Genomic DNA, 19,732 nt, shown 5'->3' on the forward strand with positions numbered 1-19,732 from the left:
CATGGTAAAAACAAACAAATTATTAGTTCCAGGTGCAGAACAAGCGCTTGAACAATTTAAATATGAAATTGCACAAGAATTTGGTGTAAGCTTAGGTTCTAATACAGCATCTCGTTCTAACGGTTCAGTTGGCGGTGAAGTAACAAAACGTCTTGTTGCTTTAGCTCAACAACAATTACGTGGATAATTATATAACATATGGCTTAGAGGCAGATATTATCTGCCTCTTTCTATTTTCAACATACATAATAGTGCTTTTTCACATACTAATCAAAGCAAAACGAAAGGAGCAATATGTGACATGAAACGGATTAATATTAGCATGAGCCCTCCCCGCGTTCTTACTTTATCTTTTATTGTATTATCAGTTGTCGGCACATGCTTATTAAAACTGCCAATTGCTACGACAACGTCCATTTCATGGCTCGATGCCTTATTTACAACCGTTTCCGCTTGTACTGTTACTGGGCTTGGTGTTGTGGATACTGGAAAAGTGTTTACTTTATTTGGACAATGTGTCATTTTAACGCTTATACAAGTTGGCGGGCTTGGCATTATGAGCTTTGCGGTCTTAATTGCTATTATGCTCGGAAGAAAAATCGGTCTTCAAAACCGTATTTTATTACAACAAGCATTAAATCAAACGAATATCGGCGGCGTTATCCGTCTTGCCAAAGCATTATTTTTATTCTCTTTTACAGTCGAATGTATCGCTACTTTAATTCTTTCTTTTGAATGGGTACCCAAATATGGGGTTGCCAAAGGGATCTATTATAGTTTTTTCCATTCAATCTCAGCCTTTAACAATGCTGGTTTTTCTGTGTGGAGCGATAATTTAATGTCCCATTCTCATAGCATTCTTGTCAATTTCGTCATTTCCTCTCTCATCATTTTAGGTGGAATTGGTTTTACAGTAATTGTAGACATAAAAAGAAAGAAAAACTTTAAAAACCTTACACTACATTCAAAACTTATGCTCACTTCTACTCTAATCGTCAACATTATTGCTACCCTTTTTATTTTTATATTCGAGTTCCATAACTCCCTTTCTATGAGAGGTTTTACCCCATTTGAAGAAGGAATGGCCTCTTATTTTCAAGCAATTTCAACACGAACTGCCGGGTTTAATACTGTTGATATTTCTACATTGTCAAAACCTTCCCTCCTATTAATGATGCTCCTTATGTTTATTGGTGCTGGTAGTGCTTCAACGGGTGGTGGGATTAAGTTAACAACATTTTTAATCATATTTTTTGGCGTATTTAAATTTTTACAAGAACAAGAGGATATTGTCGTATTTAAAAAATCCATTAAAGATACTCTCATTGTCAAATCATTAACCATTACTATTATTTCCATTTCATTTATCTTTTTTGCTATTTTAATTTTGAGTATTACTGAGCGAGTTCCTCTATTGATGAGTGCTTTCGAAGTATTTTCAGCATTCGGGACTGTTGGCCTCAGTATGAACTTAACACCCCACTTAACTATAATCGGAAAAGCTATTATTATCTTTATGATGTTTTTTGGGAAAATGGGGCCTTTAACATTGGCTTTTTCATTTGCTCGTAAAAAGAACCGGAAAATAAAATATCCTAATGAAGATATTTTAACAGGTTGACAACCGTATCAATTATCCATATAATGAGAATACAATAACATATCTCCAAAGGGGAGTAGCGTCCAAGAATATTTCTTGGAAACAAAGTCGTCATTACGTAGAACTTAGTTCTTCCGGCTTTGTTGGCATTTTTATTACATATGTCTAGCAAGACCTTTGCCTATTAACGGCAGAGGTCTTTTTTGTATTCATTTCCAAATTCTTCCAAAGTTAATAGGCAGGAGTATGGGGAAACTAAATAGTGGGGAAATTCTTCACTTATTTAGAACTTATAGAGATGAGAGGAGAATGTACATGGATGTATCATTATTATTGGAGTATGGTTGGGTATTACTCATCCTAATTGCACTTGAAGGGATTTTAGCGGCTGATAACGCTCTTGTTCTTGCAATTATGGTAAAACATTTACCAGAAGAAAAACGAAAGAAAGCACTATTTTACGGATTAGCGGGGGCATTTGTTTTCCGATTTGGATCGTTATTTATGATTTCGTTCTTAGTCGATGTATGGCAAGTGCAAGCAATCGGTGCCATCTACCTTATGTTTATCGCTGGTAATCACTTATTTAAAACATATGTTAAAAAGAATACAGATGAAGAAACAGAAGAAAAAGAAGCAAAGAAAAAACAAGAGAACTTCTGGTGGACTGTATTTAAAGTTGAAGTTGCTGATATCGCCTTCGCAGTTGATTCAATTTTAGCTGCGGTTGCACTAGCAATGACTTTACCAAAAACAGGATTAGGTACAATTGGTAGTCTAGATACTGGGCAATTCGTTGTTATCTTTGTAGGTGGACTTATCGGATTAATCATTATGCGATTTGCAGCAACTGCATTCGTACAAATCTTAAAACGTAAACCAGGACTTGAAACTGCAGCATTCTTAATTGTAGGTTGGGTTGGTGTGAAGCTAGCAGTTTATACATTAGCACACCCTGCATTAAATGTAATTCCACATTCATTCCCAGAATCCACTCCGTGGAAGCTTACATTCTGGATTGTATTAGTCGGAATCGCAGTTGGTGGTTGGTTCTTCTCAAAAGAAGTAGAAGTAAAAGTAGAAAAGAATTTAGACGAAAAAGCGCTGTAATTACAGCGCTTTTTCTTTTTCCTTTCTTCCTCTCAATGTCCAGAAAAAATTCCATTATACTATCTTTTGTAAACGTTTTCTTAACGTATGTATGTCCTTTTTGTGAAACATTGCACAAACTTATTGAAAGTGAGAACAATTCCATGTACTTTATTCATATAAGGAGTATTTATAGAAGATTTACTAAAGGAGCGTATTACTCATGCTAGAACAAGGACTAGATTATGTTGTCAAACTGGCTAAAAGCAAAAAGAAAATGCTAGATACAAACCCAATGCAATATTTCATTCGTGCTGCACTTGCGGGTATTTATATCGGTTTTATTATTGTACTATGTTTTAAATTAGGTAACTTTTTTCACATTGCAGATTCACCAGCAACTTATTTAGCTGCTTCTATGTTTTTCGGGATTGCTCTCGTACTTATTATATATGGCGGTGCTGAATTGTTTACTGGAAACACAATGTACTTTACTGTAGCAACTTTAAGAAAAGAAACAACGATTTCTGATACACTTCGTAACTGGGTTGCTTGTTATGCAGGTAACTTAGCCGGCGCGTTATTCTTTGCCTTACTATTTTACGCAACTGGAATTTTTGAAGCAATTGATCACGGTCACCTAATGAATAAAGTCGTTGAAGGAAAGATGAACACACCTACAATGCAGTTATTCTTTAAAGCCATTTTATGTAACTGGCTCGTATGTCTTGCTTGCTTCTTACCATCTCAGGTTAAAGGCGACACGGCAAAAATAATGGTCATGATGCTACTTGTTTTCACATTCTTCTTATCTGGTTACGAACATAGTATTGCAAACTTGTCACTCTTTGCTTTATCTTTAGTTTCACCACATCCTGAGACAATTTCTTTTTCAGGTGCTATTCATAACTTAATTCCTGTTACAATCGGTAACATTATTGGCGGATCAGTATTTGTCGGTATGGTATACCACTACTTAACAAAAAAAACACCTGAAGTTCAACAGGAAGAAACTGAAATCGCAGCAGCTCAACAAGAAGAGATTATTCCTTTACAAGCACATATGAAACATTAAAAACTCCAAAGTTTTACTTTGGAGTTTTTAGCTTCCCACGTATTTAACAACAAGGTGATGATTAATTTCTCCTTCTTCCTTTCCCTTATCCATTCTCTGTTTCATCTTGTGCATACCGATGACATCATTCGTATGAAGGTGAATTTCATTTACATATAACCCCTCTGTACAAAAAGCTTCTACAAAATCCAGTCCATTTTTTGCTCCCCATCCCATATTAAAATCAAGGGAAAGAATATTCACATCATAATCCCGAACCATTTGCAAAGCACATTCTACTGTAGTTGCGGGCACATACCCGAACGGGCAACTTCTTTGATCATCCATATATACGTTCATTTTCTATTCCCTCTCTAATTTGAATATACGGCCAATACATAACATATTGCCCCAAGACTAATAAAAGGACCAAATGGAATTGGTTTTCGTACTTCTATACGTTTTAATACGATACCCACCCCAAAGAAACAAAGACTGAAACAAGATGCTAAAAATAAAATGATAAAAACGCCTTTCACTCCTACTATAAACCCAAGTAACGAAAGTAGTTTTATATCACCTCCGCCAAGCCCTTCTGGATATATCTTTTGCATGCAATATAACAAAATGAATATAACACCACTACCAACTATACTATCTGTCCAAGTAACTAATTGTACAAAAACACTTTCAAGAATGAGTAAAACGGCAAACGAAATTAAAATACAATCAGGAATTAACATATATAAGTAATCTGTAACTGAAATAATAAGAAGTAGCGAAAAAAGGGATAAAATGATAATAAGCTCTCGTTCTATTCCAATCATATACACGGTAAGAAGAAATATACTTCCTGTTATACATTCAAATGCTACATACATAATTGGAATTTTCCTCTTACAATTCGTACAACAGCCTCTTTGTATATAAAATGAAATGATGGGGATTAGTTCTTTTGGCCTTAGCACATATTTGCAATAATAACAATGTGAACGCGGGGTAATAATAGACGCACCTAATGGAACCCTCATCGCAACTAGCATAAAAAAAGAACCAAACACCATCCCTGCTAACAGTGCATATAAATAAGTGAACATCCCTTCCTCTCCTTTCCCAAAAAACATAGCAAAAAAAGGAGAGAACTTCTACTTCATATTATCCTTTATTCTACTAAAAAGCAGGCCATTTTCTGGCCTGCTTTCCCCTCTTTTATACGATGAAATATACTGCTTTTAATGGTCCATGTACTCCGACAACAAGATTCATCTCAATGTCAGCCGAGTTACTTGGCCCTGTAATAAAGTTAATACAAGATGCCGCTGTCTCCCCATTTTCTACGCGTAAGTTCATATCCTGAACTGCTTGTGTAATACGAGGCACAAGTGTTTCACGTGGAATAATAGCAAAATATACAGTCGGTAAAAAGTGTAAAGAACGTCCTTGCCCTTTATGACTTTGTACAACAATTGTACCAGATTCAGCTAATGTATAATCGCTAAATGCAATACCAATATTCGCTTTTTCAGCTAAACGCATATTTTCGTCTTTTCTCTCTGGATCCCATACGTTTACTTCAACGTCTCGCTTTGGAAGTTCTTCTTTAAATAAAGATGTTAAACCATATGCATCAAAACGCTCATCTGCTGATAATAAAATAGGTCCACCGCCGTTTTCCATGATTACTTTTTGAAGGTCTTCACCTAATCGGTCATTTGTCGTTTCTACTACAGTTGTATGAATGTTTGTACATTGCTTTTTAAACACTTCTAGTAATTCTTCTTGTGAACAATCTTTTAACGTTTCTATATTCACATTACTTTTCCATACTGGTCGCTCTACACCTTCTGTTTTACGCGCGCGCCCAAGTTCTTTTGCAATGTTATCTAGAAAGGCATCACGGTTTTGAATTAATCCTGTCATTATTTATCCCCGCCTTTCTTATGATCTTTATACCAATCACGGAATCGCTCTTTACTTGGAGCTGGGAATTCCCGAATATCCGTCCAGTTTTTAAGTGGTCCAACACCTTTTGATACACGATTACCAGATGTAAATGGACTCATTGCCGCTGGTGCCATTTTTGACCCCATTTTATATAAAGCAGCTGAAGAAGCACCCATACTAAACATTTTCATCGCTAGTTTTTCTGCAAGTGGTGCACGACCTTCTTGCTCAACAATAACTTGACGATGTTTTAATAATAAATCATGCAATGGAATTTTTACTGGACAAGCTTCTGTACATGCTCCGCATAAACTAGATGCATAAGGAAGCTCTTTGTAATCATCATATCCACCTAGAAGCGGTGTTAATACCGCACCGATTGGTCCTGAGTAAATCGATCCATATGAATGTCCACCAACGTGACGATATACAGGACATACATTAACACAAGCAGCGCAACGAATACATTGTAATACTGAACGGAATTCAGATCCCAGAATTTGAGAGCGACCATTATCAACAACAACTAAATGGAATTCTTCAGGTCCATCAACTTCCTCTTCTTGAATTGGTCCTGCTACTGTTACATAACTTGTTAATTTTTGACCTACTGCACTACGACATAGTAAACCAACTAAAACATCTAATTCTTCCATTGTCGGAACCATACGTTCCATACCCATTACCGCAATTTGTGTTTTCGGAATTGACATAACAAGATCTGCATTACCTTCATTCGTTACTAAACAAAGAGAGCCAGTATTTGCAACAGCAAAATTACAACCAGTTACACCAATTTCTGCATCCATAAATTTCTCACGAAGTTGTTTACGAACAAACTTTGTCATTTCATACGGGTCATCAGAATTTTCATAGCCTAGCTTTTCTTTAAATACATCGCGAATTTGCGTTCTATTTTTATGAAGTGCAGGTGCAATAATATGTGAAGGTGGATCGTTATCTACTTGCAAGATATACTCTCCTAAGTCACTCTCTAACACTTCACAGCCAATCTCTTCAAGCGCATGATTCATACTGATTTCTTCTGTTACCATCGACTTTGATTTTACTACTTTTTTCGCTTGTTTCTTTTTGGCAACGTCTTGAATATACTTTGCTGCTTCCTCTTTCGTCTTCGCAAAGTACACGTGTCCGCCTCTTTTTGATACATTTTCACTTAACTGCATTAAATAATAATCAAGATTTTCTAACGTATGTTGACGAATTTGTTCACCTAGTTCTCGCCACTCTTCCCAGTTTCCTAATTCATCTGCGGCTTTTAAGCGATTCGTATATAAACGCGTTTGTGCAGAAGAAACTGCTCCGCGCATAAACGAATCTTGAATTCCATCACCAACGCGATCATTAAATTTTTTCTCACTGATTTTCATAGACATAGCTTATGTTCCCCCTTCATGAGCGACTATTCAGTACCTCAGCAATATGCATTACTTTTACTTCTTTTCCTAAACGCTCAATACGTCCGCCAATGTTTAACAAACACCCACAATCTGCACCGATTAAATAATCTGCACCTGTTTCCATTACACTATCTACTTTTTCGTCTACCATTTGCTCAGAAATTGGAGTCATCTTAACTGAAAACGTTCCCCCAAACCCGCAACAATTTTGCACGTTTGGTAAATCTCTCACAGTTAATCCTTTTACATTTGATAATAAAATTCCTGGTGCTTCTTTTATTCCGAGCATACGTGTCATATGACATGATTTATGAATAGTAGCTATCCCTGGTAAACTTGCACCAACATCTGTAACTTTTAAAACATCTACAATAAACTGTGTAAATTCATAGGTTTTATCAGCAACTTTTTGTGCACGTTTAGCCCACTTTGGATCATCTTTGAAAACATGCGGATACTCATGAAACATTGTCGCACACGAACCAGATGGCGTAACGATATATTCTGCATCTTCGAAAGTTTCAATCATATGTTTCATCGCTTCTTTTGCTGCTTCTACATGGCCACTATTATAAGCAGGCTGGCCACAACAAACTTGTGCTTCTGGAAATTCAATTTCACAACCTAAACGCTCCAACACTTCAACTGTTGCTTTGCCGACATTTGTTTCGAACATATCGACTAAACAAGTAACAAATAAAGTAACTTTCATAACTATTACTCCCCCTTTTTACAACTTCGCCAACAAACATATGGTCATCAGATGACCGAGTAGAGAAGAAATAGGCTCAACCATGGCCTATCCTCTCCCTCTTCTAAAGAAAACGCTTACTTAATCTTTCTCTATTTTATCAGAAAATTAAATTTTTAAAAGATTAAATTACGAATTTATATCGTTTTTACCTGTGACAATATGTTCTACATTTGTTAAATGATCTAGCATTGCTTGCTGCGCTAATTCTACATCTTGTTTTAACACCGCATCATATATAACTTGATGCTCTTCTATAAGTCGTTCTGATGTCGTTTGTTCACCATATAAAATAATGCGTCTTGATTCACCAATCGTTTCAGCAATCATCTCTGAAACATGATTCATGAGTTCAAGCAAAATGTTATTATGCGAAGACTCTGCAATTCCCATATGGAATTGAAAATCGGCTTTTTCGCCAGCCTTTTCATCTCCAATGCTCTTTGCCATTTCATCTAACCAATGTTTCATATTTTGTAAATTATCTTCCGTACGTTTTGCCGCCGCTACTCGAACTGCCCCCACTTCAAGCACCTTTCGTACTTCTAATAAATTCAAAATATCTTCTTTCTTCATTAATAATCTATTGTTTAATGATTTCGTTAATGAAGAAGAATCGAAGTTCTTCACATATGTACCTTCTCCTTGTTTCATCTCAATTAAGCCCATCGCTCTTAGCGCACTTAGCGCTTCACGAACAGCAGATCTACCAACTTGAAACTGCTCAGCTAATTGATGCACAGGGAGTAGTTTGTCACCAGGTTTTAACGTACCATTTTTAATCATTGTTAAAATAGCTTCAGATACTTCTTCGTAAATTTTTTTCGGTTTAATAGATTTGTACTCCAGTTAAATCACCTCAGTATCTTCCAAACAACAATTGAAACGATTTATAAGAACTTTGCATCATAACTATTTTAGACCGAATTGATAAGAAGTACAAATGTTTTGTTCATAAAATAGTCAAATTTTCGATATTTATTACATATTAATTTATATTTTTACGTATAAAGTGAAACTTTAATCAGTAGGGGTTTTGTTCATCCCCCACTGATTATTAGCCCTCACCAATCGGGCTTTTACGGACAGCAGGGCCTCCACCTAACTTCTTTGCTTCCGTTGAATTTTGAGGTGAGGGTCTTACTGTCCGGCAAATAGCGGGATAAATATTTTCTTCAATATAAAGAACATGTCCTAAAAATTAGAACATGCCCCCCTCATCCTGTACATTCAGTTTAATAATAACCGTTGTTCCCTTATCTTTTTCACTTTCAATTTTCCACTGTCCACCATGTATATGAACAATTTGTTTCACAATAGCAAGGCCTAAACCTGTTCCACCGTGTTGACGACTTCTCGCTTTATCAACTCGGTAAAAGCGTTCCCCAAGATTCTCCAAATGCTCTATATCAATGCCAATTCCTGTATCTTTTATTTTCAATTCACAGTAATCATCGATTTGCTCTAAAGTTATAACGATATTTCCGTTTTGATTTGTATACCGTATCGCATTATCTAACACATTATGAAGCACTTGTTGCATACGATCCTCATCAATCATGACAATGATCTCTGGATTTAAATTGGTTGAAATATGAAGTTCCTTTTCTATAAACTTAATCTCATACGTATCTAATACGTCTTCAATCAGCTGTGAAAAAACGATAGGTTGCTTCTTTAACGGAAAGTGCTCACCTTCTAATTGTGCTAAGTCTAACAAGTCATGAACGAGACGCTGCATACGACCTGCTTCTTTATGAATTAGCTGCGTTACTTTTTCCTGCTGCGGTCCCTTGGCAACGCCATCTAAAATAGCCTCGCTATACCCTTTTATATAACTAAGTGGTGTTCTAAGTTCATGCGAAACATTTGCTAAAAATTCCTTACGCTTTACATCTTCTGTTTCTAATGAATTGGCCATTTTATTAAATGCTTTTCCTAGTCGTCCAATCTCATCCTCTGAAGAAACTGTAATCCGCTCCGAGAAATCTCCCGTAGCCAAATGATTTGCAACCCGTTCCATTTGCGAAAGTGGCTTCGTAATTGCAATTATAATTTTTCTTCCAACCCATATAGTAATTAAAATCATAGCAATTGCTAACGGTGCTAAAATAAGACCCATATCATAGATTAAATCTTTTATACTTTTTAAAGGAATATACGAATAGACAATTCCGACTAATTTTTTATTTTCCAATACAGGGATGACAACCCCCATAATATTACGGTCAAAATGTTCTTCATATCCTATTTTTGTCACAGTTTTCCCATCTAATAGCGTTTGCCTATCTCCTTCACTTATAAGGGAATGATGATGCACATCAAAAGGCAAACATGCACTTAAATCACGCGGATTAGACACGAAAATAACGTCTGAACTAGATATTTGATCAAACGATCTTACTTTCTCTTCAAAAGTTGATATTCCTTCGTGCTTATCATATTGGGCAGCAAGATTTTTTCCTTCCATTACTAATGAACCTTTTAAATTATCAACGTATAGTTTTTCATACGAGTATAAAGATACGAAATAAAGAAAGGACACTGTTACACATACTGCACATACTACTGTAAGCCAAAGTTTTTGTACCATTGTAAACATACGTTACACCTCGAATTTATAGCCTACACCCCAAACAGTTTGAATGTAGTTTCCACTTTCTCCAAGCTTCAAGCGCATCGTTTTCACGTGCGTATCTACTGTTCTTGTACTTCCGGCATAATCATATCCCCATACCTTTTCAAGTAATTGCTCCCGGCTAAATACTTGTCCTGTATGCTGGCAAAGAAAATATAGTAAATCAAACTCTTTTACAGTAAGAGAAATCGACTCACCATCCGCCTCGATTCTTCTACTTTTTTCATTGATAAGAATTGGTCCAAATTGAATCTCTTCTTGCTGTTCTTGCTTTGTATATCTTCTTAGCACAGCTTCCATACGGGCAACTAATTCACCAGGACTAAACGGTTTTACAATATAGTCATCTGCTCCCATACGTAAGCCGTTCACCCTATTCCACTCTTCACCTTTTGCGGTTAAAAATATAATCGGCACATCTGACGTTTTTCTAATTTCTTTACAAACTGAAAGTCCATCCATTTCTGGCATCATTATATCTAATACAACGAAATCATAATGATCCGTTTCTAGTTTTTTAAGAGCCTCTTTTCCATTCTCAGCTTCTCCCCACTCATATCCAAAGTTATCCAAATACATTCCAACAAGCTGCCTCATATCACTTTCATCATCTACAACTAGCACTCTATATTTATTCATTTTCCTTCCCTTCCCTCTCTAAGAGTTGAAACGGTCCTTTTCCGACTTTAATTGTTTGTTTTATTTTCAAATTCTTCATATCCATAACGCACACTTCATCACTATCATAACTGGCTACATATCCTTCTGCTCCGCTCTCCAAAAATGCAAATGGATTCGACCCTACTTCTACAGAAGCTATTTCTTTATATGTGCTAATATCAAACTTTCTAAGTGTATTCGATCCATGACTGAGTGCATATACGTACTTACTATCCTTCGTTATATTCACAGGCATAAATGGAGCGTGTAAAGAACGCACCATTTCTCCACTCTGTAAAGAATACACTAACACTTTCTCATTTACTTGATTTCCATCACCATGTCCGCCAATCCATATTTCTTTCCCATCAGGACTAATCGTCGCTCCTGTTGATGCTGGCGGAATCATAAAGGATTGAATAACTTCTTTTTTCTTCGTATCAATTGTCGTTAGTTTCGTATCATAAAAGTTTAGTACAGATAACCGATTATGATACTCTACCATCGTTATAGGCCCTTTTCCTGTTGAAACATTTCCTGTCTCTTTCCCATTTATCGTAAAGAACCTTACCTTTTGAGCATTTTGATCAGCAGCAAATAATTGTTTTTTATCTGCTGATACGACCACATTTACAATGCCTTTTCCAGTTTTATATTTTTCCACTTGCCTTCCTTCCGTTAGTGAATATACATACATATATTCTAATTGCTTACCGTATACAAGTATTTCCTCACCATTTGGAAGCAGTGTGATTCCGGCCATTGGCTCATTTAGTTCCCATGTCGTGATTAACTTTTTATCTTTTTTATCAATAAAACTAATACTGCCTTCTTTTATATTCGTTGTTATAATAACATTTTTATCTTTAGCAATTGGTGTATATGAACTTCCTTGACACCCTACTAATAGAAATAAAAAACAGAGAAGAAAAACATACTTTCTCAAAAGATTCCCTCCATCTTCGGATGATTTCGTTATAATTGTAAAATAACAAATAAATGTGTGGAAAGTGTGAAATTTTCCTTTCTTACTCAATTTACATATATAATGTACAACAAATAGAATTTGAGGTGTGTCAATTATGCTATTTCCTGATTTAGCGAATAAAATTGTACGAGAAGTACGCAGACTAATTACAGAAAATATTATTATCATTAATATAGAAGGCGTTATTATCGCAAGTACAGATACAGAAAGAATTGGTCAATTTCATGAAGGTGCACTCCGCTGCGCCAAACAAAAGAAAACCGTCATCATTACAAAAGAAGATGAAAGGCAATTGCAAGGTGTAAAGGCTGGGATGAATCTTCCTTTATTATTTCATGATGAAGTAATTGGTGTCATTGGAATTACAGGAGAACCTGAAAATATTTCACGCTACGGAGAAATATTGCGTAAGATGACCGAATTATTAATTCATGAAAACTACTTTTTAGAGCAACTAGAACTTGAGCACCGTTCTTATGAAGCTTTCGTCTTTGATTGGCTTCAAAATACAGAGTGGTCCCCGAGTTTTCTTGATCGCGCCAAAACACTTGGCATTGATTTATATAAGAAAAAACAACTTATTTTGTTTTCTATTGACAAAAATGACACGATGCTCCAGCGTAAAATATGGCAACACATACGTAATATTTTAACAAAAGAGCATCTATTTGTTCGTTGGGGAAATGATCGTTTTATTTTATTTACAGCAACGAGCTCCAAAGAGCAAACTTATCAATTTTTAAAACGGTTAAAACAAGACTGCGAAACTTTATTTTCTATTCCTTTATATATCGGGATTGGACAAACAGTTACCTCAAACAATATGAACATATGTTACGAACAAGCATTACGCGCTCTTTCTGTATCATTGGAAACGAAAAAAATTGTATTTAATGAAGATTTACGTTTAGAAATGTGTTTACAAGATATTTCTGCCGAAACGCGTGAACAATTTCTAGAGCGTACCATCGAAAACTTATTATCATTTCCTGAGCTTATGCATACTTTGCGCTTATTTATCGATTATAACCAATCTTATAAACAGACGGCTAAACAATTACATATACACATTAACACATTACATTACAGGCTAAAAAAGATTGAAGAACATACAGGACTTGATCCAAAACAATTCAAAGACTTAAACGTTTTATACTTCGCACTCCTCCTATTAGATGATCATACAAAAAAGAACGATAAAACAGATTAATCTTTAGATGATTATACATAGAAAGAATCCCTCGACTTTTTTATCATTATAATGAAAGCACTGTTACCACGTTGTTTATTATAACTAAACACGTTAACAGTTTGAGGGGGATTTCCAATGTTAGAAAAACAAATTATTCATTCATTCGTATCTATTGTTGGCGAAGATAATGTAGATACATCCAATATGGGGCGTTTAACTTATAGTTATGATGCCACTCCAAACTTCCAAGCAATGCCTGATGCAGTCATTGCTCCTCGTAATACAAATGAAGTAGCTGAAGTGTTAAAAGTATGTAACACTCACAAAATTCCTGTGTATGTGCGCGGGTCTGGAACAAATCTTTGCGCAGGAACATGTCCACTTGAAGGCGGTATCGTCCTTATTTTCCGCCATATGAACAATATTTTAGAAATTGATGAAGAAAACTTAACAATTACTGTACAAGCTGGTGTCATTACACTTGATATTATTAAAGCGGTAGAAGAAAAAGGTTTATTTTATCCACCAGATCCAAGCTCGATGAAAATTTCTACAATCGGCGGTAATATTAATGAAAACTCAGGTGGATTACGCGGTTTGAAATACGGCGTAACACGTGATTATGTAATGGGGCTTGAACTTGTCTTACCAAATGGCGATATTATTCGCACTGGTGGTAAATTAGCAAAAGATGTAGCTGGTTACGATTTAACTCGGTTATTTATCGGTTCTGAAGGAACACTTGGCGTGGTAACAGAAGCTATATTAAAACTTGTTCCTATGCCTGAAACAAAGAAAACAATGCTTGCACTATATGAAGATATTAATGAAGCTACACGTGCTGTTTCTTCTATTATTGCAAATAAAATCATTCCAGCAACACTGGAGTTCTTAGACCAACCGACAATTGAAGTAGTAGAAGAGTTTGCGCAAATCGGTTTACCAACTGACGTAAAAGCAATTTTATTAATCGAACAAGACGGCCCGCCCGAAGTAGTCAATCGAGATATTGAAAACATGGCTAACGTTTGCCGCTCTATGAATGCAGTTGATGTTCGCATTGCAAAAGATGAAACAGAAGCAGATGCGCTTCGTACTGCTCGCCGTAGTGCTCTATCAGCGCTCGCACGATTAAAACCTACTACAATATTAGAAGATGCGACTGTACCACGTTCACAAATCGCTCCAATGGTTGAAGCTATTAATGCCATTGCAAAAAAATATAATATTCCTATTTGTACGTTTGGACACGCTGGTGATGGTAACTTACATCCAACTTGTATGACAGATGCTCGTAATGCAGAAGAAATGCACCGAGCTGAACAAGCTTTTGCTGAAATATTTGCGAAAGCAATTGAACTTGGTGGCACAATTACTGGTGAACATGGTGTTGGTGCAATGAAAGCTCCATATTTAGAAATGAAATTAGGTAAAGAAGGTATTGCAGCTATGCAAGGAATAAAGCAAGCTTTCGATCCAAACAACATTATGAACCCTGGAAAAATGTTCGCGAAAGACACTCGAAAAAGAGTGGTGGTTGAGCGATGACCACATTAAATAAAGAAAATATTCAAAAAGAATTTAAAGAACGATTAAGTGAAGATGAGCTACTTAACTGTATGCGATGCGGTTTTTGTTTACCTACTTGTCCTACCTACATTCAATCCGGATATAAAGAGTCACATTCACCACGCGGACGTATCGCATTAATGAAAGCAGTCGTTGATGGTTTAATCGAACCAGATGAAGATGTTGAAAATACATTAAACGTTTGTCTTGGTTGCCGTGCTTGTGAGCCTGTTTGTCCATCTGGTGTAAATTATGGACATTTATTAGAAGAGGCTCGAGATATTATTAATCAAAATAAAAAATTCTCAATGCCAGTGAAAGCTGTTCGAAAAGTCGTTTTTGAAGGATTATTCCCCCATCAAAATCGAATGCGAACATTAACCGGACTAATCGGATTTTATCAACGTTCTGGTTTACAAACGCTAACACATAAAACAGGTATTATGAAGTTATTCCCTGAAACACTTGCAACGATGGATCTCGTTTTACCAAAAGTCCCTAAAATGAAAGCAATGAAAGATCGTCCTTCATTTTTACCTGCAGAAAGTACAAAGAAAAAACAAGTTGCATTCTTCGCAGGCTGTTTAATGGATACGATGTTTTTAGAAACAAATAACGCAACGATGAAACTTCTTCAATTAGCTGGTTGTGATATTGTTATTCCGAAAACACAAAGTTGCTGCGGTGCATTGCATGGACATGCTGGTGAAAAGAGTGGAGCAAAAGAATTAGCAAAGCGAAATATAAAAGCATTCGAAGATTTAAACATCGACTATATTATTACGAATGCAGGAGGTTGCGGAGCTTACCTCGTAGACTATGATTATCTTTTAAAGGATGATCCGGATTGGGCTGAACGTGCTAAGCAGTTTGTTTCTAAGATTAAAGATATTACTGCTATACTAGTAGAACTAGACTTCCATAAGCGAACTGACTTACGACTCACGCCGCAGGTTATTACGTATCAAGACTCTTGTCATTTACGCAATGTTATGCGCACATCTTCTGAACCTCGTATGTTACTAGAGGCTATCCAAGGTGCAACATATCGAGAAATGAAAGATGCGGACCGCTGCTGTGGCTCTGCTGGTATTTACAATATTGTTCATTCAGAGTTATCAATGGAATTTCTAGATTACAAAATGGACCGTGTGCATGAAACAGACGCAGCAACCATTGTTACTGCAAATCCAGGTTGTTTATTACAAATGAAATTGGGTATTGAGCGAGAAGGGCTTTCTCATAAAATGAGAGGAATTCACATTGTGGATTTATTATTAGAAGCAATTGAAACTAACTCGTAATAACTCGTAACATACGTAATAATAGGAAAACGGCTATCTCCTTCGTCTATGTAAAGAGATAGCCGCTTTTTTGTCTGCTACAACATTAAAAATATGTTACTTTATTATAAAAAAGAACAACAGAAACATTACAGTTTTGTAAAAATCAATCCATTATATTCCTCAAAAAATCGCTCAAACCATTGATACAATAGGATTCTTCATTTTCTATTTAGGTAACTTTATCCAAAAACCCCCTCTTAAAACCAAGTATAAAAACACTATAAATTCCTTTTATAATCTATATTTATCTTATTTTTGCTCCCTTCTTCTCTTAGGATAAATTAGGTAATTTTAAAGTCTATGAATTTTTTTCCATCTTTTTTCTCGCAAATTGTATGCTACGATGAATTTGTCAGTCAGACAGGCTGTCAAAAACAAATCGTGTGAAAACAAATTAAAACTTTATATAGGGGGACACACATCATGAAAAAGCGTGTTTTATTATCTGTAGCTGCTGCAACAGCTCTTACTTTAGGAGTATCTTCTCTAGATGCACAAGCTGCAACAGTACAACCATCTAACATAAAGGTTCAAAATATTCAGCATTCAAAAGTGATGATGAAGCAAATGAGCCAACAAGAACTACAAGCATTCTTACAATCTATGGGAGTTGAATCATTAGCACAATGGCAACAAGGAAACTTCCAACCAAACTGCTTCATTCCTGGTCAACAACCTACTGAAAATGTTGTAACTGAGCAACCAACAGCTAAGCCAGAAACTCAAAAGCCTGCTGAGCAAAAACCTGCCGAGCAAAAGCCTGCTGAAGAAGTTCAAAAACCAGAAGCTCAAAAGCCTGCTGAAAACAACAATACGCAAAAACCTGCTGAACAAAAACCAGCTGAGCAAAAGCCTGCTGAAGAAGCAAAATCTTTAAGCGAGTTCGAACAACGTGTTGTTGAATTAACAAACGCTGAGCGTGCAAAACAAGGTTTACCAGCACTAAAAATCGATACTGAATTAAGCAAAGTAGCACGTATTAAGTCTGAAGACATGCAAAAAAACAACTACTTTGATCATAACAGCCCTACATACGGGTCTCCGTTTGACATGATGAAGAAATTTGGTATTTCTTATACATCTGCAGGTGAAAACATCGCTCAAGGCCAACGTACACCTGAAGAAGTGGTACAAGCTTGGATGAACAGCGCTGGACACCGTGCAAACATCTTAAATAACGGCTTCACTCACATCGGTGTTGGTTATGTAGAAAGCGGCAACTACTGGACACAACAATTTATTACAAAGTAAATAGATTAAAAGAGTCTTCTCATAATGAGAAGACTCTTTTTTAAGTTTCATAACTTTCTATTATATATGAATAGAAAATATATAACATAAATAGCATAGATCCACAGCTTATTACACTAAGCAATACATAAAATCCCCACTCTAAGTTCAAAAACAATGAAAACAATATGCCACATGCCATCACTTGAAAAATCCGTCTACTTACTAAACGAATTTTTTGTAATTTAATTGGGTCTTTTTCTTTGCCTTTTATTTTCTTAAATTCTTTACTCAGCATAAAAAGAAACATACTAATCCCAATCGTTAATCCTGTTTGAAAGGATATCAAATCCTCAAAATTAATAAAGAGGATAAGCATATGAATAAACAACATAAATAACGTAATTTTCTTTATAAATCCGTCTATAATACCATGCTCTCTTTCATTAAACTTAAATATATTATGTGAAATAATATACAAAAATCCATATGAAAAAATAATAAAACAAGGAATAAATGCTACAACAACTTGTTTACTCATAAACTCGTTTGGCTCACCATTTACATTCCAATGTACTGCCATACGAGTTGGTAAATAGGGATAGAGACATAGAGTAACTAAAAGACAAGCGAAAAATATTCCAAGTACATACTTATATTTGATCAAGTGATTCTCACCTCTCTTTTCTCTTAACGGCTTCGCTCCTTTTAGAGAAATCCCTGCAAAAATCTACTTTTTTCAAATTAAAACTTATACTTTACGCATTTTCTTTTTGAAATTCTCTTATTTTATTATCTAACTTTGTAGGAAACGGCACATCAACTTCAATCGCTTCTTTCGTAATTGGATGCAAGAAATTTATCTTCATCGCATGCAATGCTTGACTGGACATATATTTTGTTTGTCCACCATATAATACATCCCCAACTAGTGGATTACCATTATGGCTCATATGAACACGAATTTGATGCGTTCTACCCGTTTCTAATTGTAACGTTACGAAAGTCGTGTTTTGCTTCTTAAAATACTTTTCTACTTTATAATATGTGATAGCTTGGTCACCTTTTGGAGAAATACGACGCCTTGTAGCATGATGGCGATCCCTTCCAATAGCAGCATCAATCGTTCCTTGTTTCTTCTTTACTTTCCCTTCAACGAGCGCTGCGTACGTCCTTTTAATTTTTCGTTCCATTAATAAACGATCCATAATTGCACCAGCAATTCTATGCTTAGCAAATACGACACCACCTGTCGTATCTTTATCTAAACGATGAATATGACGCACCTTCGTCTCTAAACCTTGCATTTGAAAATGAAAAGCAACAAGATTTGCAAGCGTCCCGGTTCCACCTTTTTCAGCAGGATGTGTGTCCATTTTCTCTGGTTTATTTACGATGAGTACGTGATCATCTTCGTATACTACATGCAATTCACCATATTCTGGATCCACACCGTACTCTTCCTCCGCAAACATATGAACTTGTAACTTATCGTTCTCTTTTAAAAGCTCGTTCCATCTTCTTTGTTCTCCGTTAACCGTAACACCTTTTTCCATACGAAGCTGATGTAATAGCTTTTTCGGTATTTCCCATTCTACTTTTAATACCGATTCAATACTTATACCATTCCATTTAGCTGGAACGGTAATTTCACACCATTCGCCCTTTTTCTTTGTTTCCATACTGTTTATCACCTTATTTCTATTGATTCTCTCATTGTAACGGAAAACACACTTTGGTGCACCGTCAAAAATAGAGGACAGTCTTATAATAGACTGCCCCTCAAGCTCTAAGTCTTTTCATTTCTAACAATACTTCTTCAGCTTTTTGTTCATACGATAAATCTTTAAAGAAATCCGCCAACCTTTTATAGTCATTGTAAGCATCTAATAAATCATCCATCCTTTCTATTTTCATCACTTGTTGTTTTTGTTTCATTTTTACTGGATAACGATAACCTGATACTTCTTGTATTTTGTAATACTCATCCTCTACTTGAACGACCTTTACAAGTTCTTCCTCCTCTGCATCCATCGTATACCCGTCAAATTCTCTAAGTAGTTCATAAATGATATGAGTCCATTCATCTTTTGGATAAAATCCCTTTTCTAACCGATAACCGACAATGCGATACATATGCCCATCGTTTTCTGCAAACTGTACTGTATCATTTAACTTAAACTTAAAATAACGAAACATTGCCTTCACCTACTTGTATGTAATGTTCTTATCACATACTATTTGCAAAAT

Annotated in this window: 20 protein-coding genes and 1 riboswitch; of the genes, 8 read left to right on the forward strand and 12 right to left on the reverse strand. The window is 35.7% G+C overall.

Going from position 1 to position 19,732, the window contains the following annotated elements; all coding sequences use genetic code 11:
• Position 1: 1 nt before the first annotated feature.
• The 4 genes from IBT51_RS15440 (at position 2) to IBT51_RS15455 (ending at position 3,764) form a co-directional block, all read left to right on the forward strand.
• The gene (locus tag IBT51_RS15440) at positions 2-187 is read left to right on the forward strand and encodes an alpha/beta-type small acid-soluble spore protein (RefSeq protein WP_000241212.1); all 186 of its coding nucleotides are present in this window, start codon (positions 2-4) and stop codon (positions 185-187) included.
• A 114-nt stretch (positions 188-301) separates the two neighbouring features.
• Positions 302-1,621: a TrkH family potassium uptake protein gene (locus IBT51_RS15445; RefSeq protein WP_000822356.1), complete on the forward strand. Its 1,320-nt coding sequence runs from the start codon at positions 302-304 to the stop codon at positions 1,619-1,621.
• 38 nt (positions 1,622-1,659) lie between these two features.
• A riboswitch (yybP-ykoY riboswitch) is annotated at positions 1,660-1,825 on the forward strand.
• 90 nt (positions 1,826-1,915) lie between these two features.
• A complete protein-coding gene (locus IBT51_RS15450) occupies positions 1,916-2,710 on the forward strand; it encodes a TerC family protein (RefSeq protein ID WP_000383326.1) in 795 nt (264 codons plus the stop codon).
• Positions 2,711-2,912: 202 nt separating this feature from the next.
• Positions 2,913-3,764, forward strand: coding sequence for a formate/nitrite transporter family protein (locus IBT51_RS15455; protein ID WP_000893034.1), 852 nt, complete (start codon positions 2,913-2,915; stop codon positions 3,762-3,764).
• A gap of 27 nt (positions 3,765-3,791) precedes the next feature.
• Here the strand turns inward: IBT51_RS15455 and IBT51_RS15460 are convergent, their stop codons facing one another.
• The 9 genes from IBT51_RS15460 to IBT51_RS15500 all read right to left on the reverse strand — a co-directional run bounded on the left by IBT51_RS15460 (position 3,792) and on the right by IBT51_RS15500 (position 12,103).
• A complete protein-coding gene (locus IBT51_RS15460; protein ID WP_200458399.1) occupies positions 3,792-4,103 on the reverse strand; it encodes a cyclic-phosphate processing receiver domain-containing protein in 312 nt (103 codons plus the stop codon).
• A gap of 14 nt (positions 4,104-4,117) precedes the next feature.
• On the reverse strand, positions 4,118-4,840 hold the full coding sequence (locus tag IBT51_RS15465; RefSeq protein ID WP_088024888.1) for a prepilin peptidase: 723 nt from the start codon (positions 4,838-4,840) through the stop codon (positions 4,118-4,120).
• Positions 4,841-4,952: 112 nt separating this feature from the next.
• Positions 4,953-5,663, reverse strand: a complete 711-nt coding sequence (locus IBT51_RS15470; protein WP_000147182.1) for a LutC/YkgG family protein — start codon at positions 5,661-5,663, stop codon at positions 4,953-4,955.
• Complete coding sequence (locus IBT51_RS15475) at positions 5,663-7,084, reverse strand: LutB/LldF family L-lactate oxidation iron-sulfur protein (protein ID WP_000061930.1); 1,422 nt, start codon at positions 7,082-7,084, stop codon at positions 5,663-5,665. Before IBT51_RS15475 ends, IBT51_RS15470 begins: the two co-directional genes overlap by 1 nt.
• Before the next feature lie 16 nt (positions 7,085-7,100).
• Positions 7,101-7,820 (reverse strand): (Fe-S)-binding protein, encoded by a 720-nt coding sequence (locus IBT51_RS15480; protein ID WP_000869147.1) that lies wholly within the window; start codon positions 7,818-7,820, stop codon positions 7,101-7,103.
• A 168-nt stretch (positions 7,821-7,988) separates the two neighbouring features.
• Positions 7,989-8,678: a FadR/GntR family transcriptional regulator gene (locus IBT51_RS15485; RefSeq protein WP_254904515.1), complete on the reverse strand. Its 690-nt coding sequence runs from the start codon at positions 8,676-8,678 to the stop codon at positions 7,989-7,991.
• 382 nt (positions 8,679-9,060) lie between these two features.
• Positions 9,061-10,461 carry a sensor histidine kinase gene (locus IBT51_RS15490; protein WP_053564942.1) on the reverse strand — a complete coding sequence of 467 codons (1,401 nt, stop codon included), beginning with the start codon at positions 10,459-10,461 and terminating at the stop codon, positions 9,061-9,063.
• Between the two features lie 3 nt (positions 10,462-10,464).
• The gene (locus IBT51_RS15495) at positions 10,465-11,136 is read right to left on the reverse strand and encodes a response regulator transcription factor (RefSeq protein WP_001046397.1); all 672 of its coding nucleotides are present in this window, start codon (positions 11,134-11,136) and stop codon (positions 10,465-10,467) included.
• Entirely contained in the window at positions 11,129-12,103 is a 975-nt protein-coding gene (locus tag IBT51_RS15500) for a YncE family protein (protein WP_078401488.1), read from the reverse strand. Before IBT51_RS15500 ends, IBT51_RS15495 begins: the two co-directional genes overlap by 8 nt.
• A 127-nt stretch (positions 12,104-12,230) precedes the next feature.
• Between IBT51_RS15500 and IBT51_RS15505 the strand changes: the two genes are divergently transcribed.
• The 4 genes from IBT51_RS15505 (at position 12,231) to IBT51_RS15520 (ending at position 17,503) form a co-directional block, all read left to right on the forward strand.
• A complete protein-coding gene (locus IBT51_RS15505; protein WP_200458400.1) occupies positions 12,231-13,355 on the forward strand; it encodes a sugar diacid recognition domain-containing protein in 1,125 nt (374 codons plus the stop codon).
• Between the two features lie 117 nt (positions 13,356-13,472).
• The gene (gene glcD, locus IBT51_RS15510; RefSeq protein WP_200458401.1) at positions 13,473-14,885 is read left to right on the forward strand and encodes a glycolate oxidase subunit GlcD; all 1,413 of its coding nucleotides are present in this window, start codon (positions 13,473-13,475) and stop codon (positions 14,883-14,885) included.
• Positions 14,882-16,210 (forward strand): (Fe-S)-binding protein, encoded by a 1,329-nt coding sequence (locus IBT51_RS15515; protein ID WP_000209624.1) that lies wholly within the window; start codon positions 14,882-14,884, stop codon positions 16,208-16,210. The genes glcD and IBT51_RS15515 overlap by 4 nt, the downstream gene beginning before the upstream one ends.
• 465 nt (positions 16,211-16,675) lie before the next feature.
• Entirely contained in the window at positions 16,676-17,503 is an 828-nt protein-coding gene (locus tag IBT51_RS15520) for a CAP domain-containing protein (RefSeq protein WP_016513122.1), read from the forward strand.
• A 40-nt stretch (positions 17,504-17,543) separates the two neighbouring features.
• On the opposite strand, the gene IBT51_RS15525 is transcribed toward IBT51_RS15520, so the two are convergent.
• From IBT51_RS15525 to IBT51_RS15535, 3 genes are all read right to left on the reverse strand, one after another.
• The gene (locus tag IBT51_RS15525) at positions 17,544-18,149 is read right to left on the reverse strand and encodes a DUF1648 domain-containing protein (RefSeq protein ID WP_000599010.1); all 606 of its coding nucleotides are present in this window, start codon (positions 18,147-18,149) and stop codon (positions 17,544-17,546) included.
• Between the two features lie 91 nt (positions 18,150-18,240).
• Positions 18,241-19,164 (reverse strand): RluA family pseudouridine synthase, encoded by a 924-nt coding sequence (locus tag IBT51_RS15530; RefSeq protein ID WP_088024900.1) that lies wholly within the window; start codon positions 19,162-19,164, stop codon positions 18,241-18,243.
• Positions 19,165-19,264: 100 nt separating this feature from the next.
• Positions 19,265-19,681: a hypothetical protein gene (locus IBT51_RS15535; RefSeq protein ID WP_000490302.1), complete on the reverse strand. Its 417-nt coding sequence runs from the start codon at positions 19,679-19,681 to the stop codon at positions 19,265-19,267.
• Between the last annotated feature and the right edge of the window lie 51 nt (positions 19,682-19,732).

Source organism: Bacillus sp. S71, assembly GCF_016625265.1.
In the GTDB taxonomy this organism is placed as follows: Bacteria; Bacillota; Bacilli; order Bacillales; family Bacillaceae_G; genus Bacillus_A; species Bacillus_A cereus.

What these genes read in the sequence shown, in the direction of transcription:
- IBT51_RS15440 (WP_000241212.1), top strand. Translation starts at nt 2, where the DNA reads ATGGTAAAAACAAACAAATTATTAGTTCCAGGTGCAGAACAAGCGCTT.
- IBT51_RS15445 (WP_000822356.1), top strand. Translation starts at nt 302, where the DNA reads ATGAAACGGATTAATATTAGCATGAGCCCTCCCCGCGTTCTTACTTTA.
- IBT51_RS15450 (WP_000383326.1), top strand. Translation starts at nt 1,916, where the DNA reads ATGGATGTATCATTATTATTGGAGTATGGTTGGGTATTACTCATCCTA.
- IBT51_RS15455 (WP_000893034.1), top strand. Translation starts at nt 2,913, where the DNA reads ATGCTAGAACAAGGACTAGATTATGTTGTCAAACTGGCTAAAAGCAAA.
- IBT51_RS15460 (WP_200458399.1), bottom strand. Translation starts at nt 4,103, where the DNA reads ATGAACGTATATATGGATGATCAAAGAAGTTGCCCGTTCGGGTATGTG.
- IBT51_RS15465 (WP_088024888.1), bottom strand. Translation starts at nt 4,840, where the DNA reads ATGTTCACTTATTTATATGCACTGTTAGCAGGGATGGTGTTTGGTTCT.
- IBT51_RS15470 (WP_000147182.1), bottom strand. Translation starts at nt 5,663, where the DNA reads ATGACAGGATTAATTCAAAACCGTGATGCCTTTCTAGATAACATTGCA.
- IBT51_RS15475 (WP_000061930.1), bottom strand. Translation starts at nt 7,084, where the DNA reads ATGTCTATGAAAATCAGTGAGAAAAAATTTAATGATCGCGTTGGTGAT.
- IBT51_RS15480 (WP_000869147.1), bottom strand. Translation starts at nt 7,820, where the DNA reads ATGAAAGTTACTTTATTTGTTACTTGTTTAGTCGATATGTTCGAAACA.
- IBT51_RS15490 (WP_053564942.1), bottom strand. Translation starts at nt 10,461, where the DNA reads ATGTTTACAATGGTACAAAAACTTTGGCTTACAGTAGTATGTGCAGTA.
- IBT51_RS15495 (WP_001046397.1), bottom strand. Translation starts at nt 11,136, where the DNA reads ATGAATAAATATAGAGTGCTAGTTGTAGATGATGAAAGTGATATGAGG.
- glcD (WP_200458401.1), top strand. Translation starts at nt 13,473, where the DNA reads ATGTTAGAAAAACAAATTATTCATTCATTCGTATCTATTGTTGGCGAA.
- IBT51_RS15515 (WP_000209624.1), top strand. Translation starts at nt 14,882, where the DNA reads ATGACCACATTAAATAAAGAAAATATTCAAAAAGAATTTAAAGAACGA.
- IBT51_RS15520 (WP_016513122.1), top strand. Translation starts at nt 16,676, where the DNA reads ATGAAAAAGCGTGTTTTATTATCTGTAGCTGCTGCAACAGCTCTTACT.
- IBT51_RS15530 (WP_088024900.1), bottom strand. Translation starts at nt 19,164, where the DNA reads ATGGAAACAAAGAAAAAGGGCGAATGGTGTGAAATTACCGTTCCAGCT.
- IBT51_RS15535 (WP_000490302.1), bottom strand. Translation starts at nt 19,681, where the DNA reads ATGTTTCGTTATTTTAAGTTTAAGTTAAATGATACAGTACAGTTTGCA.